General features: G+C 57.5%; 26 protein-coding genes and 1 pseudogene. 19 read left to right on the forward strand and 8 right to left on the reverse strand.

Features of this window, described 5'->3' with window-relative positions; genetic code table 11:
* Positions 1-284 precede the first annotated feature (284 nt).
* From BFR47_RS11265 to BFR47_RS11290, 6 genes are all read left to right on the forward strand, one after another.
* Entirely contained in the window at positions 285-518 is a 234-nt protein-coding gene (locus BFR47_RS11265; RefSeq protein ID WP_071473167.1) for a helix-turn-helix domain-containing protein, read from the forward strand.
* Positions 518-742, forward strand: a complete 225-nt coding sequence (locus BFR47_RS11270) for a hypothetical protein (protein WP_071473168.1) — start codon at positions 518-520, stop codon at positions 740-742. Before BFR47_RS11265 ends, BFR47_RS11270 begins: the two co-directional genes overlap by 1 nt.
* On the forward strand, positions 742-1,482 hold the full coding sequence (locus BFR47_RS18030) for a KilA-N domain-containing protein (protein ID WP_071473169.1): 741 nt from the start codon (positions 742-744) through the stop codon (positions 1,480-1,482). The genes BFR47_RS11270 and BFR47_RS18030 overlap by 1 nt, the downstream gene beginning before the upstream one ends.
* A 28-nt stretch (positions 1,483-1,510) precedes the next feature.
* A complete protein-coding gene (locus tag BFR47_RS11280; protein WP_071473170.1) occupies positions 1,511-2,188 on the forward strand; it encodes a KilA-N domain-containing protein in 678 nt (225 codons plus the stop codon).
* 155 nt (positions 2,189-2,343) lie between these two features.
* Positions 2,344-2,610, forward strand: a complete 267-nt coding sequence (locus BFR47_RS18035; RefSeq protein WP_175514104.1) for a hypothetical protein — start codon at positions 2,344-2,346, stop codon at positions 2,608-2,610.
* A 276-nt stretch (positions 2,611-2,886) separates the two neighbouring features.
* Positions 2,887-3,228: a Fis family transcriptional regulator gene (locus BFR47_RS11290; RefSeq protein ID WP_071473172.1), complete on the forward strand. Its 342-nt coding sequence runs from the start codon at positions 2,887-2,889 to the stop codon at positions 3,226-3,228.
* 108 nt (positions 3,229-3,336) lie between these two features.
* Here BFR47_RS11290 and BFR47_RS11295 read toward each other — a convergent pair whose 3' ends face one another.
* Complete coding sequence (locus BFR47_RS11295) at positions 3,337-3,705, reverse strand: cupin domain-containing protein (protein WP_071473173.1); 369 nt, start codon at positions 3,703-3,705, stop codon at positions 3,337-3,339.
* A 268-nt stretch (positions 3,706-3,973) separates the two neighbouring features.
* Complete coding sequence (locus tag BFR47_RS11300) at positions 3,974-4,663, reverse strand: glutathione S-transferase family protein (protein WP_071473191.1); 690 nt, start codon at positions 4,661-4,663, stop codon at positions 3,974-3,976.
* Positions 4,664-4,785: 122 nt separating this feature from the next.
* Here BFR47_RS11300 and BFR47_RS11305 point away from each other — a divergent pair, with 122 nt between their 5' ends.
* The 3 genes from BFR47_RS11305 to BFR47_RS11315 all read left to right on the forward strand — a co-directional run bounded on the left by BFR47_RS11305 (position 4,786) and on the right by BFR47_RS11315 (position 7,471).
* The gene (locus BFR47_RS11305; RefSeq protein WP_071473174.1) at positions 4,786-5,376 is read left to right on the forward strand and encodes a TetR/AcrR family transcriptional regulator; all 591 of its coding nucleotides are present in this window, start codon (positions 4,786-4,788) and stop codon (positions 5,374-5,376) included.
* A complete protein-coding gene (locus BFR47_RS11310; protein WP_071473175.1) occupies positions 5,358-5,678 on the forward strand; it encodes an NIPSNAP family protein in 321 nt (106 codons plus the stop codon). Before BFR47_RS11305 ends, BFR47_RS11310 begins: the two co-directional genes overlap by 19 nt.
* A gap of 116 nt (positions 5,679-5,794) precedes the next feature.
* Positions 5,795-7,471 carry an AMP-binding protein gene (locus BFR47_RS11315; RefSeq protein WP_071473176.1) on the forward strand — a complete coding sequence of 559 codons (1,677 nt, stop codon included), beginning with the start codon at positions 5,795-5,797 and terminating at the stop codon, positions 7,469-7,471.
* A gap of 152 nt (positions 7,472-7,623) precedes the next feature.
* On the opposite strand, the gene BFR47_RS11320 is transcribed toward BFR47_RS11315, so the two are convergent.
* Positions 7,624-8,553 (reverse strand): LysR family transcriptional regulator, encoded by a 930-nt coding sequence (locus tag BFR47_RS11320; protein ID WP_071473177.1) that lies wholly within the window; start codon positions 8,551-8,553, stop codon positions 7,624-7,626.
* A 52-nt stretch (positions 8,554-8,605) separates the two neighbouring features.
* Positions 8,606-9,247 carry a DUF2982 domain-containing protein gene (locus BFR47_RS11325; RefSeq protein ID WP_245748903.1) on the reverse strand — a complete coding sequence of 214 codons (642 nt, stop codon included), beginning with the start codon at positions 9,245-9,247 and terminating at the stop codon, positions 8,606-8,608.
* Between the two features lie 96 nt (positions 9,248-9,343).
* On the opposite strand from BFR47_RS11325, the gene nfsA reads away from it, so the two are divergent.
* A complete protein-coding gene (nfsA, locus tag BFR47_RS11330) occupies positions 9,344-10,069 on the forward strand; it encodes an oxygen-insensitive NADPH nitroreductase (RefSeq protein WP_071473179.1) in 726 nt (241 codons plus the stop codon).
* Between the two features lie 69 nt (positions 10,070-10,138).
* On the opposite strand, the gene BFR47_RS11335 is transcribed toward nfsA, so the two are convergent.
* Both BFR47_RS11335 and BFR47_RS11340 read right to left on the reverse strand, forming a co-directional pair.
* On the reverse strand, positions 10,139-10,576 hold the full coding sequence (locus BFR47_RS11335) for a universal stress protein (RefSeq protein WP_071473180.1): 438 nt from the start codon (positions 10,574-10,576) through the stop codon (positions 10,139-10,141).
* A gap of 46 nt (positions 10,577-10,622) precedes the next feature.
* A complete protein-coding gene (locus tag BFR47_RS11340; RefSeq protein WP_217645537.1) occupies positions 10,623-11,609 on the reverse strand; it encodes a YeiH family protein in 987 nt (328 codons plus the stop codon).
* 172 nt (positions 11,610-11,781) lie between these two features.
* Between BFR47_RS11340 and BFR47_RS11345 the strand changes: the two genes are divergently transcribed.
* The 4 genes from BFR47_RS11345 to BFR47_RS11360 all read left to right on the forward strand — a co-directional run bounded on the left by BFR47_RS11345 (position 11,782) and on the right by BFR47_RS11360 (position 13,391).
* Positions 11,782-11,982 carry a hypothetical protein gene (locus BFR47_RS11345; RefSeq protein ID WP_071473182.1) on the forward strand — a complete coding sequence of 67 codons (201 nt, stop codon included), beginning with the start codon at positions 11,782-11,784 and terminating at the stop codon, positions 11,980-11,982.
* Between the two features lie 84 nt (positions 11,983-12,066).
* Complete coding sequence (locus BFR47_RS11350) at positions 12,067-12,201, forward strand: TIGR02808 family protein (protein WP_071473183.1); 135 nt, start codon at positions 12,067-12,069, stop codon at positions 12,199-12,201.
* A gap of 420 nt (positions 12,202-12,621) precedes the next feature.
* Entirely contained in the window at positions 12,622-13,134 is a 513-nt protein-coding gene (sixA, locus tag BFR47_RS11355) for a phosphohistidine phosphatase SixA (RefSeq protein WP_071473184.1), read from the forward strand.
* Between the two features lie 44 nt (positions 13,135-13,178).
* On the forward strand, positions 13,179-13,391 hold the full coding sequence (locus tag BFR47_RS11360) for a DUF1107 domain-containing protein (protein WP_071473185.1): 213 nt from the start codon (positions 13,179-13,181) through the stop codon (positions 13,389-13,391).
* 117 nt (positions 13,392-13,508) lie between these two features.
* Here BFR47_RS11360 and smrB read toward each other — a convergent pair whose 3' ends face one another.
* Entirely contained in the window at positions 13,509-14,033 is a 525-nt protein-coding gene (smrB, locus tag BFR47_RS11365; RefSeq protein ID WP_071473186.1) for an endonuclease SmrB, read from the reverse strand.
* 50 nt (positions 14,034-14,083) lie between these two features.
* On the opposite strand from smrB, the gene prmB reads away from it, so the two are divergent.
* The 5 genes and pseudogenes from prmB to BFR47_RS11390 all read left to right on the forward strand — a co-directional run bounded on the left by prmB (position 14,084) and on the right by BFR47_RS11390 (position 18,204).
* A complete protein-coding gene (gene prmB, locus BFR47_RS11370) occupies positions 14,084-15,004 on the forward strand; it encodes a 50S ribosomal protein L3 N(5)-glutamine methyltransferase (RefSeq protein WP_071473187.1) in 921 nt (306 codons plus the stop codon).
* A gap of 22 nt (positions 15,005-15,026) precedes the next feature.
* Positions 15,027-16,111, forward strand: a pseudogene (gene aroC / locus BFR47_RS11375) (chorismate synthase).
* An 80-nt stretch (positions 16,112-16,191) separates the two neighbouring features.
* Positions 16,192-16,716: an elongation factor P hydroxylase gene (locus tag BFR47_RS11380; RefSeq protein WP_071473188.1), complete on the forward strand. Its 525-nt coding sequence runs from the start codon at positions 16,192-16,194 to the stop codon at positions 16,714-16,716.
* Positions 16,717-16,776: 60 nt separating this feature from the next.
* Complete coding sequence (locus BFR47_RS11385; RefSeq protein WP_071473189.1) at positions 16,777-17,907, forward strand: ATP-NAD kinase family protein; 1,131 nt, start codon at positions 16,777-16,779, stop codon at positions 17,905-17,907.
* Complete coding sequence (locus BFR47_RS11390; RefSeq protein ID WP_071473190.1) at positions 17,908-18,204, forward strand: YfcL family protein; 297 nt, start codon at positions 17,908-17,910, stop codon at positions 18,202-18,204. It begins immediately after the preceding gene.
* Between the two features lie 192 nt (positions 18,205-18,396).
* Here the strand turns inward: BFR47_RS11390 and BFR47_RS17535 are convergent.
* Positions 18,397-18,557, reverse strand: a 161-nt coding sequence (locus tag BFR47_RS17535; protein ID WP_139215162.1) for an adenylyl-sulfate kinase, incomplete at its 5' end; no start/stop codon positions are given.

Consider the following 18,557-nt stretch of genomic DNA (forward strand, 5'->3'; position numbering starts at 1 on the left):
GGAAAACACTCCGTCTGACCTCGAAGGGCAAGCGACTTCCACAGATAGCATCGTCCCTTCCTATTCCTGCTTGTATAGCCCCTGTGTAAAGGGGCTTTTTTGTCTGTTTTCTACTCACGGTCAGGCTTGCGCCAGCAGGACACCTTCACATTCAACCAGTCCTGACAGCTCACGGTTACGTCTCCCTAATTCGATTAGGGGACAGTATTGGAGAACCACAAGACCCCCGGCTCCGGCTGGGGGTTTTCTCTTTTCAAGACCCACAACAACCGTGAGGAAAACCAATGCCTATCAGTAAGCAACGCAACCTCTCGCCTCAGTGCGAGGTCATCCTGAACCATCTCCGCAAGGGTCACACCATCACCCAACGCTCCGCCCTGATGGACTTCGGTGTCGCCGCTCTGCCCCGGCGCATCGCTGACCTCAAGGAGCTGGGCTACCGCATCGAGTCCGTGATGGAACACAACAAGCTGACCGGCCAACGCTACGCCCGTTATTCCCTGAAGGAGACCAAGTGATGAAGAACCTGAAGTCCATCCTGACCGGCTTCAACAAGACCCTGACCAAGCTGGAAGCCCTGACCAAACAGAACACCAAGCAAGTGGAGGTGAACACTACCCGCATCGACGAGCTGAAACAGCAGAACCTTGACCTGACCGCCGAGGCTCAGGCCGCCAAGAACATCGCCCAGAACATTCGCCAACTGATTACCGCTGAAGCCACCGTAGAGGAGACCAAGTAATGAGCCAACTGATTGTCGCTGATGTAACCGTTCGCCAAGACGATGAAGGCCGCTACTGCCTGAACGACCTGCACAAAGCAGCCGGTGGTGAGGCCAAACACAAGCCGAATGAGTGGCTGCGTAACCAGAAAACTCAAGAGCTTGTCGAGGAGGCGAGCAAGACGGGAATTCCCGCCTTGGTGAAAATGCACGGTGGCCGAACTCCCGGCACCTACGTCTGCAAGGAGCTGGTCTACGCCTACGCCATGTGGATCTCCCCGGCCTTCCACCTCAAGGTCATCCGTGCCTACGACGAGCTGCAAACCAACGGAGTGGCCTTCTCTGACCGGGCAGTCGCTCAGGTAGCCATGGGTGAACTGGAAGAAGCCGAGCTGCTGCTCAAGGCCATGGAGATGCTGAAGTCCAAGACCGAACGTCTGCAAGCCCAGCTCACCGAGCAAGCGCCGAAGGTGGAAGCCTTCGATACCTACATCGAAACCAAAGGTTCCTACAACTCCACCGAAGCGGCGAACGCGCTGGGCTTCCGTAACGCCCGTGCGCTCAACGAATACCTGCGCTCCATCGGCTGGAAGATGAAAAGCGCCACTGATGCGCCGACCACCTACGCAACCACTGAAGGCTTCCTGACCGTGAAGGCCCGTGTCCGTGCCGATACCGGCATGAGCTTCCCTCAAACCCGCATCACAGCGAAGGGACTGGAAGCTCTCCGCCAGCTTCTGACTGACGAAGCAGCAGTATGACCATAACCACCGTAGAGGAGACCAAGTAATGAGCAACCTGATTTACCGTGAGTACCAAGGCCAGACCTTCACCTTCCGTGAGGACGGTTACTTCAACATGACCAAAGCCGCCGCCACATTTGGCAAAGAGGCCAAGGAATTCCTCCGGCTCCCCTCGACTATCCAGTACATGGAGGCAATGGAAAACGTGGGATTTTCCCACCTTTATGAGATTAAGCGAGGCCGTAACGGCGGCACTTGGGGCCACCCGAAGCTGGCCGTGTTCTTTGCCCGCTGGCTCGACCCGAAGTTCGCCGTCTTCTGTGATGCAGTCATCGACGACATCCTCAACAAGAAGGCCGAGCTGAACATCACCAAGCCGGAACAGTCGATGACCATGCAGGTTCCCCAGTCCTTCCCCGAGGCGCTGCGTCTGGCTGCCGAGCTGGCCGAGCAAGCGGCGAAGCTGGAGGCCGAGAACAAGGAGATGTCCGATGAGTTGAACCTTGTCACCCTCGACGAGTACCGAGCCCTGACTCACCGCTACTTCGACCGGAGCTACACCATGCGTCTGGCCTTCATGGCTAAGAAGCTGCTGGAAGAAGTAGGTATCACCGTGGAATCCCAGCACCGTGTCTACATGACCAAGGAAGGCCCGGTGGATACCGAGGTCAAGGTCTACCCCCGCCACATCCTTGAACAAGCTGAACAGAAGTTATCAGCATGAGCAGCGAGTGGGTGCATACCCACTTGCCCTGTCCTAACTGTGCTTCCTCTGACGCTTACTCCATCAACGACCGGGGATGGGGACGCTGTTTCTCCTGTGGTGTGAACATCAAGGAGGACGAAGACGGGGAGCCTTCCAAACCGAGAGGCAAGCAAGTGGCAACAGACAAACCGTTGGTTCCCTTCGGGGAATACCGTGCGCTCTCCAAGCGCAAACTCACCGAGGAAACCTGCAAGAAATTCGGCTACTTCATCGGCTCCTTCAAGGGGGAGCTGGTGCAGGTGGCCCCCTACTATGACGAGGAGGGGAAACTCTGCGGCCAGAAGCTGCGCTTTGCCAACAAGGACTTCCGGGCTACCGGGGAACTCAAGAGGGCCGTACTGTTCGGATGCCTACTATTCATTCGATTATCGAGGGCTTGATTTGTACAGAAAATTGGTACAGAATTTTCACACTCAAGTGGCGACAGCCTTTATTAATCAATGGTTTACGATTGTTGTTTGCGGTTTTTATAGTATCGAGGGTTCGAATCCCTCCCTCACCGCCATCTTCAAGAAAACCCGCTGAGTGATCAGCGGGTTTTTTTATGTCTGTTATCTGCCATGTAGTCAATGGCAAGGCTCCAATCATAAAATGCGAGCACAATGGTTGTTGCCATACTCAGCCGGCGTTGGGCATGAGACAAAATAAGGTGACGAATGCGAAAGACGGACAAGAAAATAGAAAACCGGCTTCGAGTCGAGTTGACTGCCGTTTGCGATAGGGCGTTGCAAGACATCACCGGCTTTCAATGGCTTACTCATATTGTCGATTATTCGGACTTTCCTGCAAGCCTAAGGGTGGTGTGTGTATTCGATACCAATGAAAACCTTGCGCGTTTTATTGCCGGCAGCAGCCATAAAGAATTGAATGCCCTGATCCAGAACAGGCTCTCCGACGCGGGCATCACTCCAAAATCTGTGGCAGGCCGCATTGCGTATGACACCGAAGAAAACTGCGACCGAGACCATGATGGAAAATGGGCCGACAGGCTGCGTTGAGCGTAACCCGAGTCAGGGGATATGTCCGGCTCTTTGTAGCGGCAGACTCCGGTGTTGAGCCTGCCGTGTCCGTTTTATTCACGTTACCCGAGACTGTCCGGGCGGGGATTACAGGCCTTCAAGGTGGGCCGCGGATACAAAGAGCTTCTTGGCGTACTCTTCAACAACCCAGGTAACACGGGTGCCTTTTGGTACCACAAAGGAATCTCCCTTGTTATACACATGGGTCACGCCACTGTCTTCCTCGATGATCTTCACGCTGCCTTCAACGATATAGCAGAACTCGAGCTTGGGGTGGTTATGCTCCCAGCTGCCGGCGGTGCAGTCCCAGGTACCAGCCTTGAAGTTTCCTGAACTGTGATCAAAATAGGTGACGTTGTTGGTGAAAGGCTCACCGGATTTCGGGTTGGGTTTGGGCCCAGAGGTGCGTGATACCGGCTCGGACTGCTCAAGGGTGACAATTTTTTCAACAGGCATTCTTCTTCTCCAGATAGATGATAAGAATTAATGTGTCATGCCGTGTTCTCAACGTATTGCGAGGGGAAGGCGTAGCTACCATCCAGGTACAGGGCTGGGATGGTGTTGCTACCCGCGAGGAACCGACCGGGGAACATACTGTGACAAGTTAGGGCTCAAAGCAAGCCTGTGCCCTACAGCCGTTGAGGCAGCCTTCCATGGCGTAGACCGTTACAGGGCGTACTGCACGCAGTGATGGTCCTGTCCGGCCATGGGGCCCAGGCCATCCTCAGCTGGCGTCGGACGCTTTCGGATAATTCTGCGGAAACAGGGCGCGCATGGCGTCGTCGTCACGCTCTGCCTTGAACGCGATATCCTTGCCGACTTCCCGGGCGCGGGCAACGGCCGGGCGGCTGTTGACGTGGTCGAACCAGCGCATCAGGTTCGGGTAGGCCTGCAGGGCTTCTTCACCCAGGATAAACGCGGCCTTGTCGAGCCAGCCCCAGGCCGAGATATCGGCAATGCTGTAGCTGTCGCCAACCAGGTACTGACGGTTTTCCAGATGCGCATCCAGCACCTCGTAGTGACGCTCTGTTTCACGCTCGTAGCGGTTGATGGCATAGGGGATCTTTTCCGGGGCCATGTACTTGAAGTGAACCGCCTGGCCGGAAAAGGGCCCGACACCGCTGGCGACAAACATCATCCAGGACAGCAGCTCGGCGCGATCCTGCGGGGCGCCGGCCAGCTTGCCCGAACGCTCGGCCAGATAGAGCAGAATGGCGGTGGAGTCGAACACCCGCACGCCGTTATCGTCAATGGCCGGCACCTTGCCGTTGGGGTTGATGCGGCGAAAGGCAGGTGAGTGCTGTTCGCCCTTCAGGGTGTCGACGGGCACCAGCTCATAGGGCAGGCCTGTTTCTTCCAGGTAGAGGGCAATCTTCAGTGGATTGGGGGCACGGTTGAAAAAGAACTTGATCATGGTGGACTCCGTATTATTTTGAATGATCATTCAAGCACCTCTTGAGCGAGCATTCAAGTTGAATTTGAACATTCATTCAACCAATGGGTATACTTCACCTGTGAAGCAAGGTGGGAATAAAGATGACGCGAATACAGTTTGATCGGGAGCAGGTGATTCGGGATGCAACCCGACTATTCTGGCAGCAGGGCTTTAGCGGTGCCTCCATGCAGATGGTGGTCAAGGCGACCGGGCTCAAGCCCGGCAGCCTGTATCTGGCGTTCGGCAGCAAGGAAGGGCTTTATCTGGCAGCGCTGGAACATTATGCCCGTCAGTCTCAGGCCATGCTGCGCCAGACGCTGGAACAGGCGCCGTCCATCGGCGAGGGCATTTGCCGGCAACTGTTGCGAATGGTGGAGGAGTCCGGCCAGGTGGATTATTGCAGTTGTTTTCTGGTCAAGAGTCAGTTGGAACTGGCGGCATCCGGTGGTGAACTACAGCACAGTGTGAGTACTTATCTGAGCGAAAATGAACGCCTCTATGCCGACTATCTGGGGCAAGCCTATTCGCCCGAGCAGGCCAGGCTGTATGCGACCAGCCTTATGCTGCATATTTTTGGCATCCGGGTCTATGGCTACCTGGGAGCAGAACAGGCGATGACAGTGGCAGCGGTGAAAGCCGGCCTGCCCTGGCTGCCGTGGCAGGAGGCTGAGTCTTGTCCATTGTCGAGCTGAGAGAATACAAGTTGAAACCCCGCATGCGGGAACAATGGCTGTCCTGGATGCAGGCCGACATTCTGCCTTATCAGATCTCGAAGGGGATGAGGGTCCTGCAGACGTATATCTACACGGATGAAAACGATGCGGAATGGTTTGTGTGGTTGAGGGAATTTGACAACGAGGCACACCGGCAGCAAGTCTATGCCAATACCTATGACGAGTGGTGGAGACGGGAGATTCGCCCCAGAGTGTTCGAGATGATTGAGCAGGAAAGTATAAGAGTACGTCTTTTAAGTCCGGTTCATGTGGTGAGCTGAGCCATCCCCCTCCCGGCGTACCGCGTCGACTTTGTGAGACATATCAACACGCTGGCAACCTCACTGCGGCCGCTTTCGGCTATGCTACTAGATACCCAGCTTGCCCGCTCACGAGGATGTCCATGACCCGACCGCCGGCCAGACTACCATTGGAAATGCTGTATTACCGGGCCGAACAACAGCCTGAAGACGTCTACCTGAGTCAGCCTAAAAATGGCCACTGGCATCATTACAGCTGGTCCAGAGTACTGGAACTGGCTGCTCGGCTGGTGGCAGGCCTGAGTGCCCTGGGGCTAGAGCCCGGCGACAGGGTAGCACTGCTGTCCAAAAACTGTGCCGAGTGGTTTATCTGCGACTTTGCCTTGCAGATGGGTGGGTTTGTCAGTGTGCCCATTTATCCTACCGCCGGGGCCGAGACGGTGCGTTATGTGCTGGAGCACAGCGAGAGCCGGGCCATCTTCATCGGTAAACTGGACGAGCCGGATGTACAGGAGCCGGGTATCCCCGAGGGGATTATCCGCATCAGTATGCCGTATCCGTCCACCATGTCGAGTCATCATCACTGGGACAGCCTGCTGGCGCACGAGCCCATGGCTCGGCCACCGCTCCCGGAGCCGGATCGACTGATGACCCTGGTCTATACCTCGGGCAGCACCGGCCACCCCAAGGGGGTGATGATCGACGTTGGCGCCTATGCGGCGGCTTGCCAGGGCATAGTCAAAACCGTCGGGCTGAACAGCGAGGACCGCGCTTTTTCCTATCTGCCGTTGTCGCATATTACCGAGCGGGTCTATGTGCTGGGGGCCAGTCTCTATGGCGGGATGTCGGTCGGTTTTGCCCAGAACCTGGACACCTTTATCGATGATGTGAAAACCATCTCGCCCACGGTGTTTATTTCGGTGCCCAGATTGTGGACCAACTTTCGCAGTCGCATCCTGGAAAAGCTGCCGCAGAAAAAAATGGATCTGCTGCTGAAAATTCCGTTTATTTCCGGTTTGGTCAAAAAGAAGATTCGAGCCGGTCTGGGACTGAGCGCCGCCCGTATTCTGGGGTGCGGCTCGGCACCGGTCTCGCCCTCTCTGCTGCGCTGGTATGAAAGGCTGGATATGCCGATCACCGAAGCCTGGGGCATGACCGAAAATCTGGCGTACTCGACCCTCAACTATCCCTATCGTTCCGACAAGGTCGGTACCGTGGGCAAGCCGGGCGTTCAGGTCGAGATCCGCATCGCCGACAACGGTGAAATACTGTGCCGCTGTCCGGGCATGATGCATGGCTATTACAAGCAGGAATCGGCCACCCGCGAGACGCTGCAGGATGGCTGGCTGCATACCGGTGACCAGGGAGCACTCGACCATGACGGCTATCTCACCATTACCGGGCGGATGAAAGACGCCTTTAAAACCGCCAAGGGAAAATATGTACTGCCGGTTCCGATAGAGACCATGCTGACCGAACAACCCCTGATCGAGCAGGCCTGTGTGATCGGCAGCGGCCAGGCGCAGCCGGTGGCATTGGTGCAGTTGGCCGAAGGCGCGGATCTGCGTCATAAGGGGCCCATTGCCGAGCAACTGAGCACCACCCTGGGCCACATCAATCAGCGACTGGAGTCTCATCAGCGGCTCGGCGGTATCCTGGTGATGGCGTCGCCCTGGACCATAGAAAACAACATCATGACCCCCACGCTCAAGATCAAGCGCCACCAGCTGGAACAGCAATATGCAAATCTTGAACAACGCTGGCCGGAGGGGCGCGTCATTCTGTGGGAGCAGGACCTGCCCGAAAACAGCTGATTATTGCAAAAATGGAATAATCGCTTTTTTCGTTTTGCGTAATAACGGCTAATGCAGCTGCAGCAGCTATGTTACCTTCTTTAACAGAATTCAGAATACCTTTTGTTAGTGGGATCGGGCAGCCGGAAGCTGCCCATTTTTTTGCCCGTTGTTTATTCTTCTTCGTTTTTCCCCCGCCGATGTCTGACCCAGGTTGACGCCAGCCGCTCCCGCATGTGCCGATCGATAAACTCGATAAAGGTATTCAGCCGAACCGTCGCCAGCTCCCGGTTGTGATACACCATATGAAAGGGGCGTTTACCGCCCAGCCACTCGGGCAGTACCGGGCTCAGCAGCCCGGCATTGACGTGGTGCGCCACATAATGCTTGGGCACGTTGACGATCCCCAGCCCCTGAATGGCGACCTTGACCGCCGATTGCATCTGATTGACCGATAGTCGAGCCACCGGTTTAAGGTGAAAGCGGCGACCGTCTTCATGGGTCAGTTGCCAGTTGCGGTGCGGCCAGCACTGGATGATGTGGTGCTGATCCAGCGCCTCCGGCTCCAGCAGTGTGCCTTCGCGCTCCAGATACTGCGGGGAGGCGAAGAGGCCGTAATGCACTTCGCCCAGGCGACGGGCTCGCAGGCTGGAGTCGGGCAGCTCGCCGCTGAAGAACACCACATCCAGGTCCGTGTCCAGCAGGCTGGTATAGTCGTTGCTTTGCAGCAGATCGATGCGTATTTCCGGATATTTAAGGCAAAAGTCGGTAATACCGTCGATCAGGAAGGTGTTGGAGATGGCAATGGGGGCGGCAACCTTGATCAGTCCGCTCATGCGTTGGCGCTGACCTTGAATGTCGCCGGTGGCCTGCTCCATTTCGGCCAGCAGCGGGTTGAGCCGTTCATAGTAACGCCGGCCTTCCTCGGTCAGCTGCAGCTTGCGGGTGGTGCGGCTCAGCAGCTTGCAGCCCAGCGATTGCTCCAGGGCCGAAATACGTCGGCTGAGGGTGGCGGTGGGCATGGCCAGCTGGCTGGCGGCATGGGAAAAGCCGCCTTGTTGTACCACCTTGATAAACAGGTAAAACGCATCCAGATTCTTCATCGATCTTGTCTATGTTGGTATGGGTGTGTGCCGGTGTTCAAGTGCGGGCCGGTCAGATGACCGGCTGCAGATAACGACGCAACAACGCGATAAATTCGGGTACTTCCCGGTCCAGGTTGGACTCGTGGATCAGCAGGTCGTAACCATAAAGCTCGCGCAAGTGAGTCATGCGGTGGCCCAGCATGGCGGCCAGTCCATGATAATGCCGGCCGCCGGCCGAGCGGTATTCTCCGTCTTCCACCAGCCAGTCTTGCAGATGATGACGGCTGACGGCACCGTGGCGTAGGGCCATGGCCAGCAGCGGACGTTGCTCGGTCAGCAGGTGTACCACCAGCCGTGGGCTCATCAGCGGTAGAAATTCGTCGTAATCGCGGATTTTAACGCCGATATAGGGTAGCGCCACCAGATCCAGTCCGCTGTGCAGCCGGGGCTGGTCAACCCGGATGATATTGCTCCAGTGCAGGCTCCAGCCGCCGATTTTGTGATGAAAATGCAGGGTGTCGGCGCTCAGCGAAAAACTGTAAACCGGCTCACGCAGCTTGAGGATGCCGAGCACCGTCATCACCAGGCTGACCAGAAACAGAAAGATCACCACCAGCTGACCTCGCCCGTCAAGCCAGTAGTTGATCAGCAGCAGCACCGGCATGAGCACCAGGCCGGCCAGGGTCAGGGTCCAGCCGTTGTGACGGGACATGGGTTTTATGTGTTGTGTTTCCCGCACCCTCACTCCCATTCGGTACTCGATTCCATTAAGGTGATGATACACACAGACCGACAGCAAGAGGTAACAATGTCAGCCGCTATCGAGGTAATGCGTCATCACCGTTCCATCCGCAAATTTACCGAACAACCCCTGAGTGCCGAACAGCGAGAGGCGATTATGGCATCGGCTCAGGCGGCGTCCAGTTCGAGTTTCTTGCAGGCGTCGGCGGTGATCCGGATAACCGACCCGGAGCTGAGAGCAAAGGTGATGGCCCTCTGTGGTGATCAGGCCTATATCGGCACCGCCGCCGAATTCTGGGTATTTTGTGCCGACTTCCACCGCCACCTGCAGTGGGTGCCCGAGGCCAGGACCGGCTTTGCCGAGCAGTTGCTGATCGGTGCCATCGACACCGCATTGATGGGGCAGAACGCCATGACGGCGGCAGAATCACTGGGTCTGGGCGGGGTTTTCATCGGGGCGGTGCGTAATCAGCCCCACGCGCTGTGCGAATTGCTTGCATTGCCCAGAGGGGTGGTCCCGCTGTTCGGGCTTTGCCTTGGCTATCCCGCCCAGGATCCCGAGCCCAAGCCCCGGCTGCCGGCCAGCCTGATGTTTGTTGAAAACCGTTATCCGGCACGCTTCGACGATGCCCGGATGCAGGGTTACGACGAGCAGGTACGGCAGTACTACCGGACCCGAACCGGGGGTAACAAGGAAATGACATGGACCGGACAGATAGGAGAGACACTGGTGAAAGAGGCGCGGCCCTTCATGCTGGAGTTTTTGCGAGAGCAGGGTTTTTGTCTGCGTTGACCTCATCGAGAGGTAAGGGGTGAGGGGAAAGCGACGATTTACGCCTCACCTCACCCATGGGTGTACGAGTCAGGTTTTGTCCGAGAGCTTGATCACCAGCAAGTCGCAGCCGTTGATATCGAGAAAACCGGTTGAATGAGCAAACAGGTGGCCGAGGAAGGGACGTTCAAGCTGGCGGCCGCAGATCAGCAGGTCCGCCTGTTTTTCCTTTACCGCCAGTTGCACCGCATGGCGAACGTCGCCGTTAGGCAGTGACACGCTGCTGACCTTGTGGTGCTCCTCCTTGATCATCTGCATGATTTCATGGCCGCTTTCGAGGCGCAGCTTGTTCTTGAGCTGGCGCAAGTCCAGGCTCAGGCTGCCCATGTAAACCCCGCTCAGGTCGGGCTCGACATGAATGATGTGCAGCCCGGCCTGATGGCACTCGGCCAGTTCCACGGCCCGTTTCAACAGCGGCTTTTCCCTGTGGTTCAGCTCCAGAGCAACCAGAATATTACGGTAGGGCATCGTTACCTCCTTGTCCTTGGAGCCGGTGGCATCAATGCGCACCGTATTACAACCAGGATGTCGCTACATGAGTCACTATTAGCCCAGTCATCACCAAATGCAAGAACAGTATCGCGGCCAGCAGCAGCGGTTTCCAGCCGACCGACCTCAGTGCGCCGATGTGTGTACCCAGCCCCAGTGCCGCCATGGCCATGGTCAGCGCCCAGCTGTCGAGCTGCTGTATGGTGCCTACCCAGACCGGCGGTAGCTGAACCAGCGAGTTGAACACCACCACCGCAATAAAACCGTAGGCAAACCAGGGCTGGGGTGCCCGTACCGCCTCGACACCGCTGCGACGGCTGAGCCAGCTGCCCAGCACCAGCAATACCGGTGCCAGCATCATCACCCTTGTCAGTTTGGTGATCACGGCCGTTTGGGCCACGTCATTACCCATGGCAGAGCCGGCGGCCACGACCTGTGCGACTTCATGGATGGTGGCACCGGTATAAATGCCCATGGCCTCGGGAGAAAACCCGATCAAGGGGTACAGCAGCGGATAAGCGAACATGGCGACGGTGCCGAAGATCACCACGGTGCCTACCGCGACCGCGGTCTGTTGTGACTTGGCTCGCACTACCGGCTCGGTGGCAAGAATGGCGGCGGCACCACAAATGGCCGAGCCGGCCCCCACCAGCAGGCTGGTCGGCGCGTCCAGTCCCAGCCAGCGGCGGCCCAGCCAGTACGCAAGAGCCAGGGTGGACAGCAGCATCACCGCATCAACCAGCAGGGCGCCGACACCCACGGCGGCGATATGCTGCAACGTGATATTGATACCGTAAAAAGCCACCCCGATCCGCAGCAATCGCTTCTTGCAGAAGGCCAGTCCAGGCTGCCATTTGCTCCCGGCCAGTCCGGGCAACACATTGCCCAGGACCAGACCGAGCAGGATGGCAAAAATCAGTGGACTGATGCTGGTATCAAGACGCTGTACCAGCATCATGCTGATGGCCGATAACAAGGCGGCGAGGCCAAGCCCCTGGATAATTGCAAACATGCTGGTGTCCTCCTGCATTAAGTAGAAGGGCAGTGTATGGCGAGCTTGCATCTAATAAAAATTGAACTTTTTTAGATTGTTTATCAGTTTTAATGATTAAAGGTGCTGGTTCGGGCTGCCTGACAAGCCAGCAGGGGCTGTGCTAATCTTTCGCCATCAGGAGGTCGATATCATGATCCTTATCATTACGCTGGCAGCTCTCTTGTTTGGTGGGCTGTTTTACGTTGCCGCACTGCAGAGTGCCTTGCCACCGCGCCGCTGGGCCTTGCTGGGCTGTCTGTTCGGGCCGGCGGCTTTTCCCCTGTTTATGGCCAAGCGGCGCTGGTCGTTAATTTGTGCCAGAGGCATGGCTTACGCTTTGCTACGGGCCTGATGTGAACCAGCGTGAGTCTGCTTTGACAGCCGTCTGTGCCGAGGTCTGTCAGGCGGCCGCCATTGGGATTTTATTGGAGCATTCATGAGTGCATTGGAAGAGCTAATCTGGAGCGTCCTTGACTACACGGCCATGCCGCTGATGTTTCTGCTGGGCTTTATTGGCGTATCGGTGGGGGCCTGTCTGTTACTGGTGTGGCTGGACAAGCGCCGGCGCTGAAGCCCCTGTTATTGACTGGAATCATCCGTTTTACCGGGTGGTAAGGGGGTTCCGGGGGCTGGCGTCACCTCGACGGTTTGATGAACCCGGACTCTGGTTTATATTTGCTCACCAGCTTGAATTTTTTCAGACTGGCCTTATGGCCAGTTTTTTTATCTTCGTTTTCATCATGTTGCCATCAAGCCGAGGCAGGCTCTCATCCGTTTTCGGCTTGAAAAAAGGGCTTTAATCGCGCCGAGAGCGTAAAAAACGAATGATTTCCGGTGGTACCGCGTTCTGTATGTTATAGCTAAAGTTAAGAATAAAAACAGAGTTCCTGCCACGTGAACAAAGAGTGAGCTGGATCCTTGAGCGTAACAAAATGCAGGGGTATGATGCCCGCCGTTGAATGAGGCGGGTTCGCCTGAAAGTGAGGTGGAGATGAATATCTTTATCATGCGCCACGGGCAGGCGGCGGCGGAAGCATCCAGTGATGCATTACGACCGTTGACCGTACAGGGAAGAGATGAAACCTGTTTGATGGCGCAGTGGTTGGCACCGCAAGTGCCGGTGTTCGATCGTGTGTTGGTCAGCCCTTATCTACGCGCCAGACAAACCTGGCAGCAACTCTCACACTATATTGTTGGTACTCAGGTGGAAAGCTGTGATGAGCTTACGCCCAACGCCGATGCGGATATTGCAGCCAGCCTGCTGCTGGCGTACGGCGACCTTCATCCAAGGGGAAACCTGCTGGTGGTCAGTCACATGCCTGTCGTCGGTTTTCTGGTCGAAAGTCTCTGTCCGGCCACCATGGCCCCGATTTTCGTGACCTCGGGTATTGCCAAGGTGTCCTTCGATAAAGGGCAGGGGGCCGTGTTCAACTGGCTGGAAGGGCCGCATGATGTGCGTCCTCATTACCCGCAACACTGCCAGGCACTGGGCTCTCTGGGATAAGGCCTTCAGATAAGCAATGGCAAAAAAACGAGCAGAGGTGCGAGATGCGTATATTTAACAAATATCAGCCTTTGTTGATTGCAAAGTACGTAAAAACCTTTTTCAGTGGACGGTTATACATTCATGGCCGAGGGGCCTTCAGCTACGCCAAGGGCATTATGGTGATGCCGGAGCACGCCGACGAGCGCCACCGTATCACGGTGCATGAAATCAACCGGCTTATCGGCAAGATGCAGGCACCGGCCGAAGCGGTGTGAATACATGACTATCGTCGAACGGCCATAAGCCGTCGGTCACACAACGCCGCTTGCAGAAGCGAACTCATTCGGCCCTCAGCGCGGTGTTTGCAGCTTGTCTCACGCCTTTCTTTTCCGCTAAATCTCGATTCTCAGCAGTACCAGCAGGGCGGCGTTGCCGCCCCATGACCGGGTGGCCTGGTGGAACGCCAGCACCTGGGGGTGCTGTACCAGCCACATCGGCAGCCGCTGTTTCAGGATATGCTTGCCGTGGCCGTGCATGATGGACACACACTTTACATGCTGGCGCCGGGCCGCCAGCAGCAATGCCGACAACTCTTCCTTGGCCTGTTCCTGGGTCAGACCGTGCAGGTCCAGAAACAACTCCGGCACATAATCGCCCCGGCGCAGTTTTTTCAGCTCATAGGCCGAGGTCTCGGGCTCGCGATAGCGGGTGGGCCCTTCCTGATCCAGATAAGGCTCGTATACATCGGAAAAAGGATGCGCTTCGGCGCTGTCTTTGCGTACCATTTGCCGCTGCGCTTTCACCTTGACCGGCGCCCGGTGCGGACTTATGGTATCCTGCTTCAATTTGCGGACACCCTGCACCGCCGCCTTAAAGAGCGCTTTTTCGTCGTCTTCGGGGTTAGAGGTGGGGGACATGTCTGTATCCGATTATTAAAAAACAGCCATTTTATCGAGGCGGAGGGGTTTTGGACACGCTTTTTCATGATGAAGCACTCATCGAGCTGCACACTGTAGGTGACTGGTTACGTTTTGCCGTCAGCCGTTTTCAGCAGGCCGGCCTGTTTTATGGCCACGGCACCGATAACGCCTGGGACGAAGCGGTGCAGCTGATACTGCCGTTGCTCCATCTTCCCCAGGACTGCCCGCCTCAGGTACGGGATGCACGTCTGCTGACCAGTGAGCGAAAAGTCCTGCTCGATGCCCTCAAGATGCGGGTAGAGCAGCGTATTCCCACCCCTTATATTACCCACACCGCCTGGTTTGCCGGTTACGAGTTTCATGTGGACGAGCGGGTGCTGATCCCGCGTTCGCCCATCGCCGAGCTGATCGACGGCCGCTTTGCCCCTTGGCTAAGCCTTGAGCCCCGCCGGATCATGGACCTGTGCACCGGCTCTGGCTGCATCGCCATCGCCCTGGCGCACGCCTTTCCGGATGCCGAAGTGGACGCGCTGGATATTTGTCGCGATGCGCTCGACGTGGCGGAAATCAACATCCAGAACCACGGCCTCGAGCAGCAGGTGATTCCGATAGAATCGGACCTGTTCTCGGCGTTGCCTGAAGGCGACCGATACGATTTGATTGTGGCCAATCCGCCCTACGTAGATGCCGAGGACATGAGCGACCTGCCCGACGAGTTCCTGCACGAACCCGAGCTGGCGCTGGCGTCCGGCTGCGACGGGCTCGACTTTACCCGCCGTCTGCTGGCCCAGGCCTGCGACTTTCTTACCGAAGACGGCCTGCTGGTAGTGGAAGTGGGCAACAGCCAGATCCACCTGGAAGCAGCCTACCCCCAGCTGCCGCTGTTGTGGGTCGAGTTCGAGCACGGCGGCCATGGCGTCTTCGTGATCAGTCGGCGCGATCTTGAACCCTTTCGGGACCAGTTTTAAATATCAATAAAGGAAACCACTAATGGCAGGGAACAGTATCGGCACCCTTTTTCGCGTTTCAACCTTCGGTGAGAGCCATGGTCTGGCTCTGGGCGCCGTGGTCGATGGCGTACCGCCGGGCATAGAACTGAACGAAGAAGACTTGCAGCAGGATCTGGACCGGCGCAAGCCGGGCACCTCCCGTTTTACCACCCAGCGACGGGAAGCGGATCAGGTCAAGATCCTGAGTGGCGTGTTTGAAGGCAAGACCACCGGCACCTCCATCGGGCTGCTGATCGAAAACACCGATCAGCGCTCCAAGGATTATTCGGCCATCAAGGATCTGTTTCGTCCGGGCCATGCGGACTACACCTATCACCAGAAGTACGGCATTCGCGACTATCGCGGTGGTGGCCGTTCTTCGGCGCGGGAAACCGCGATGCGGGTAGCGGCTGGGGCCATCGCCAAGAAGGTGCTGGCCAGATACGGGGTGTCCATCTTCGCACACCTGACCCAGCTGGGCCCGATCAAGGCCGAGGCGTTCGACAAGAGCCTGATTGAAACCAATCCCTTCTTCTTTGCCGATGCAGGCAAACTGGACGCGCTGGATGAGTATATGCGTGACCTGAAAAAAGAAGGCAATTCCATCGGCGCCAAAATTCAGGTGGTGGCTCAGGGCGTGCCCGTGGGCCTGGGCGAGCCGGTGTTCGACCGGCTGGATGCCGACATCGCTCATGCGCTGATGAGCATTAACGCGGTCAAGGGCGTGGAAATCGGTGACGGTTTTGCGGTGGTGGAGCAAAAAGGCTCCGAGCATCGTGATGAACTGAGCCCCGAGGCTTTGCCAGCAACCATGCGGGCGGCATTCTGGGCGGTATTTCCAGCGGCCAGGACATCGTGGCCAGCATCGCGCTCAAGCCGACCTCCAGCATCATGGTACCGGGCAACACCATCGACACCACCGGTGACGCCGCCGAGCTGGTGACCCGTGGTCGTCACGATCCCTGCGTCGGCATTCGTGCCGTGCCCATCGCCGAGGCGATGCTGGCCATCGTGCTGCTTGACCATCTGCTGCTCAACCGGGGCCAGAACGCCGAAGTGCTCACCGGTACGCCGAAGCTGCGTTAACAAGTCGGGTCACCTTTCCCCCTTGTTTACCCCCCGCAGCCGGGTAAAATGGCGGCCCTGAATCGAGGGCCGCTTTTTTTATGTCATTTTGCTACCGGGATCTGATTTCCCTGTTTAACCAAAGCTTCGCCGCCACGTACAATACGCGGCTTGTGCGGGGTGACGACGAACCCATCTATCTGCCGGCCGATGCCGAGGTGGACCATCATCGCATTATTTTTGCTCATGGTTTTTTTGCCAGCGCCCTGCATGAAATCGCTCACTGGCTGCTGGCGGGCGAGGCCCGGCGCACGCAGGTGGATTACGGCTATTGGTATTGTCCGGACGGTCGTGATGGCGAGCAGCAGCAGCAGTTTGAAGCGGTGGAGATCAAACCCCAGGCCATCGAATGGGCGTTGTCGCTGTGTTGCGGTTTTCACTTCAACGTGAGCTGCGACAACCTCAACGGCAGCGTGGAACCGGATCGTCACGCCTTCAAGGCAAAGGTGCGGGAGCAGGCACTGCGTTACCTGGAGCAGGGGTTTCCGCCCCGGGCCCAGACGCTGATGGCGGCGCTGCGGCATCATTACCGGCGACCGGCACTTACGGCGGCCGACTTCGGCTAATTCCGTGCTATCAGCCGTCGGCGGCTTATGTTCTAAAGCTATGTTTCAGCGAGGGCTGCGATGTTTAAGATTGGCTTGATTATCAATCCCCTGGCGGGGCTGGGCGGCAGTGTGGCGCTCAAAGGTAGCGACGGTATGGCCGAGCAGGCGCTGGTTCTGGGTGCCGAGCCCCGGGCGCTGACGCGCACTCAGCTGGCACTGGCCGAGCTGACCGACCTCAAAGACCGGTTTACGCTGTTCACCGTAGCCGGGGACATGGGAGAAACCGTTTGTCGCCAGCTGGCATTGCCCTTCAATGCCTGCTACCGGCCCGCCAGTCCCACCACCGCCGAAGACACCCGTAACGCGGTAGCCAGTCTGGTGGAGCAGGGCATCGACCTGCTGTTGTTCGCCGGTGGCGATGGCACCGCGCGGGATGTCTGCGCCGCCGCCCCCGACGGCCTCTGTGTGCTGGGCATTCCCGCCGGAGTGAAAATTCATTCCGGGGTCTACGGTGTCACGCCGGCCGGCACCGGGCGCCTGCTGGCCAAGCTGGTGCGTGGCGAACCGGTCAGTCTGATGGAAGCGGATGTGATGGACATCGACGAAGCCGCCTTCCGCGAGGGGCGGGTGCGTGCCCGCCGCTACGGCGAAATGCTGATCCCGGGCGAGCTCAGCTATGTGCAGGCGGTCAAGGTGTCCGGCGTGGAGTCGGACGAGCTGGTGCTGACCGACATCGCCGACGACATCATCGAACGCATGCAGGAAGATGACGACTGCTATTTCATCATGGGCTCCGGCAGCACCGTGGCGGCGGTGATGGAACGGCTGGGGCTAGAGAATACCTTGCTGGGCGTGGATCTGGTTTACCAGCAACGCCTGGTGGCTTCGGATCTGGATGCCAGAGGCCTGTATCAACAGATCAGGGACAAGAAAAGCAAGCTGGTGATCACCCTGATCGGGGGCCAGGGCCATATTTTTGGCCGTGGTAATCAGCAGCTGAGCCCCGAGGTGATCAAGACCGTCGGGCGTGACAATATCTGGCTACTGGCGACCAAAACCAAGCTTAATTCGCTGCAAGGCCGTCCGTTGCGAGTAGACACCAATGATCCCGAACTGGACCGAGCGCTTGGCGGCCTGATGCGGGTGATCACTGGCTATCATGATGAAGTTCTGGTGCGGGTGGCAAACCCGGAAGACGAGGCGCAATAAATGAATATTTTTGAATTTGAACGGCTGCTGCTGGCAGAAATTGACGGCAATATCGCCACCGCCACCGATGATCAGCTGTTTGCCGGTGGCTATCTGCGCGGGCACATTACCCTGTCGGTCGCCCAGAGCGAGATCGCCGGTCGTAACCATGTGCGAGACGTGAAAGCCCGGGTCAACACCAGCCTCAATCAGGCCATCCTGAGCGGCGAGCTCAACGATGATGATCAGAAACTGGTCCTGTCGTTCTGGTCCGAACTGGTGAAAAAGGTGGAACAGACTGCCACCACCATCGAATAACATCGGCGGTGTAAAACACCCGATTTCAGAGGCCGGAGCAATCCGGCCTTTTTTGTTACCGGCACGGCATAGAACACTGGGTTGCTGCCTGCGCGGGAATGACGATAGAGGCTGCCGACTGAAAACACCAAAAGCCACGATCAAAAAAAGGAGCCTTTCGGCTCCTTTTGCTTGCTGTTAAACGCTTGGCGTTCAGGCGGTGATGATACCGCGCTGGCGCAGGGCGTCGATGACCTGGTCTGCGGCTTCCTCGGCGCTGAGGGCGGTGGTATCCAGGTGGATTTCCGCCGCTTCCGGTTGCTCGTAGGCCGAGTCGATGCCGGTGAAGTTTTTCAGCTCGCCGCGACGGGCTT

This window comes from Oceanisphaera psychrotolerans (assembly GCF_001870485.1).
Lineage (GTDB): Bacteria > Pseudomonadota > Gammaproteobacteria > Enterobacterales > Aeromonadaceae > Oceanimonas > Oceanimonas psychrotolerans.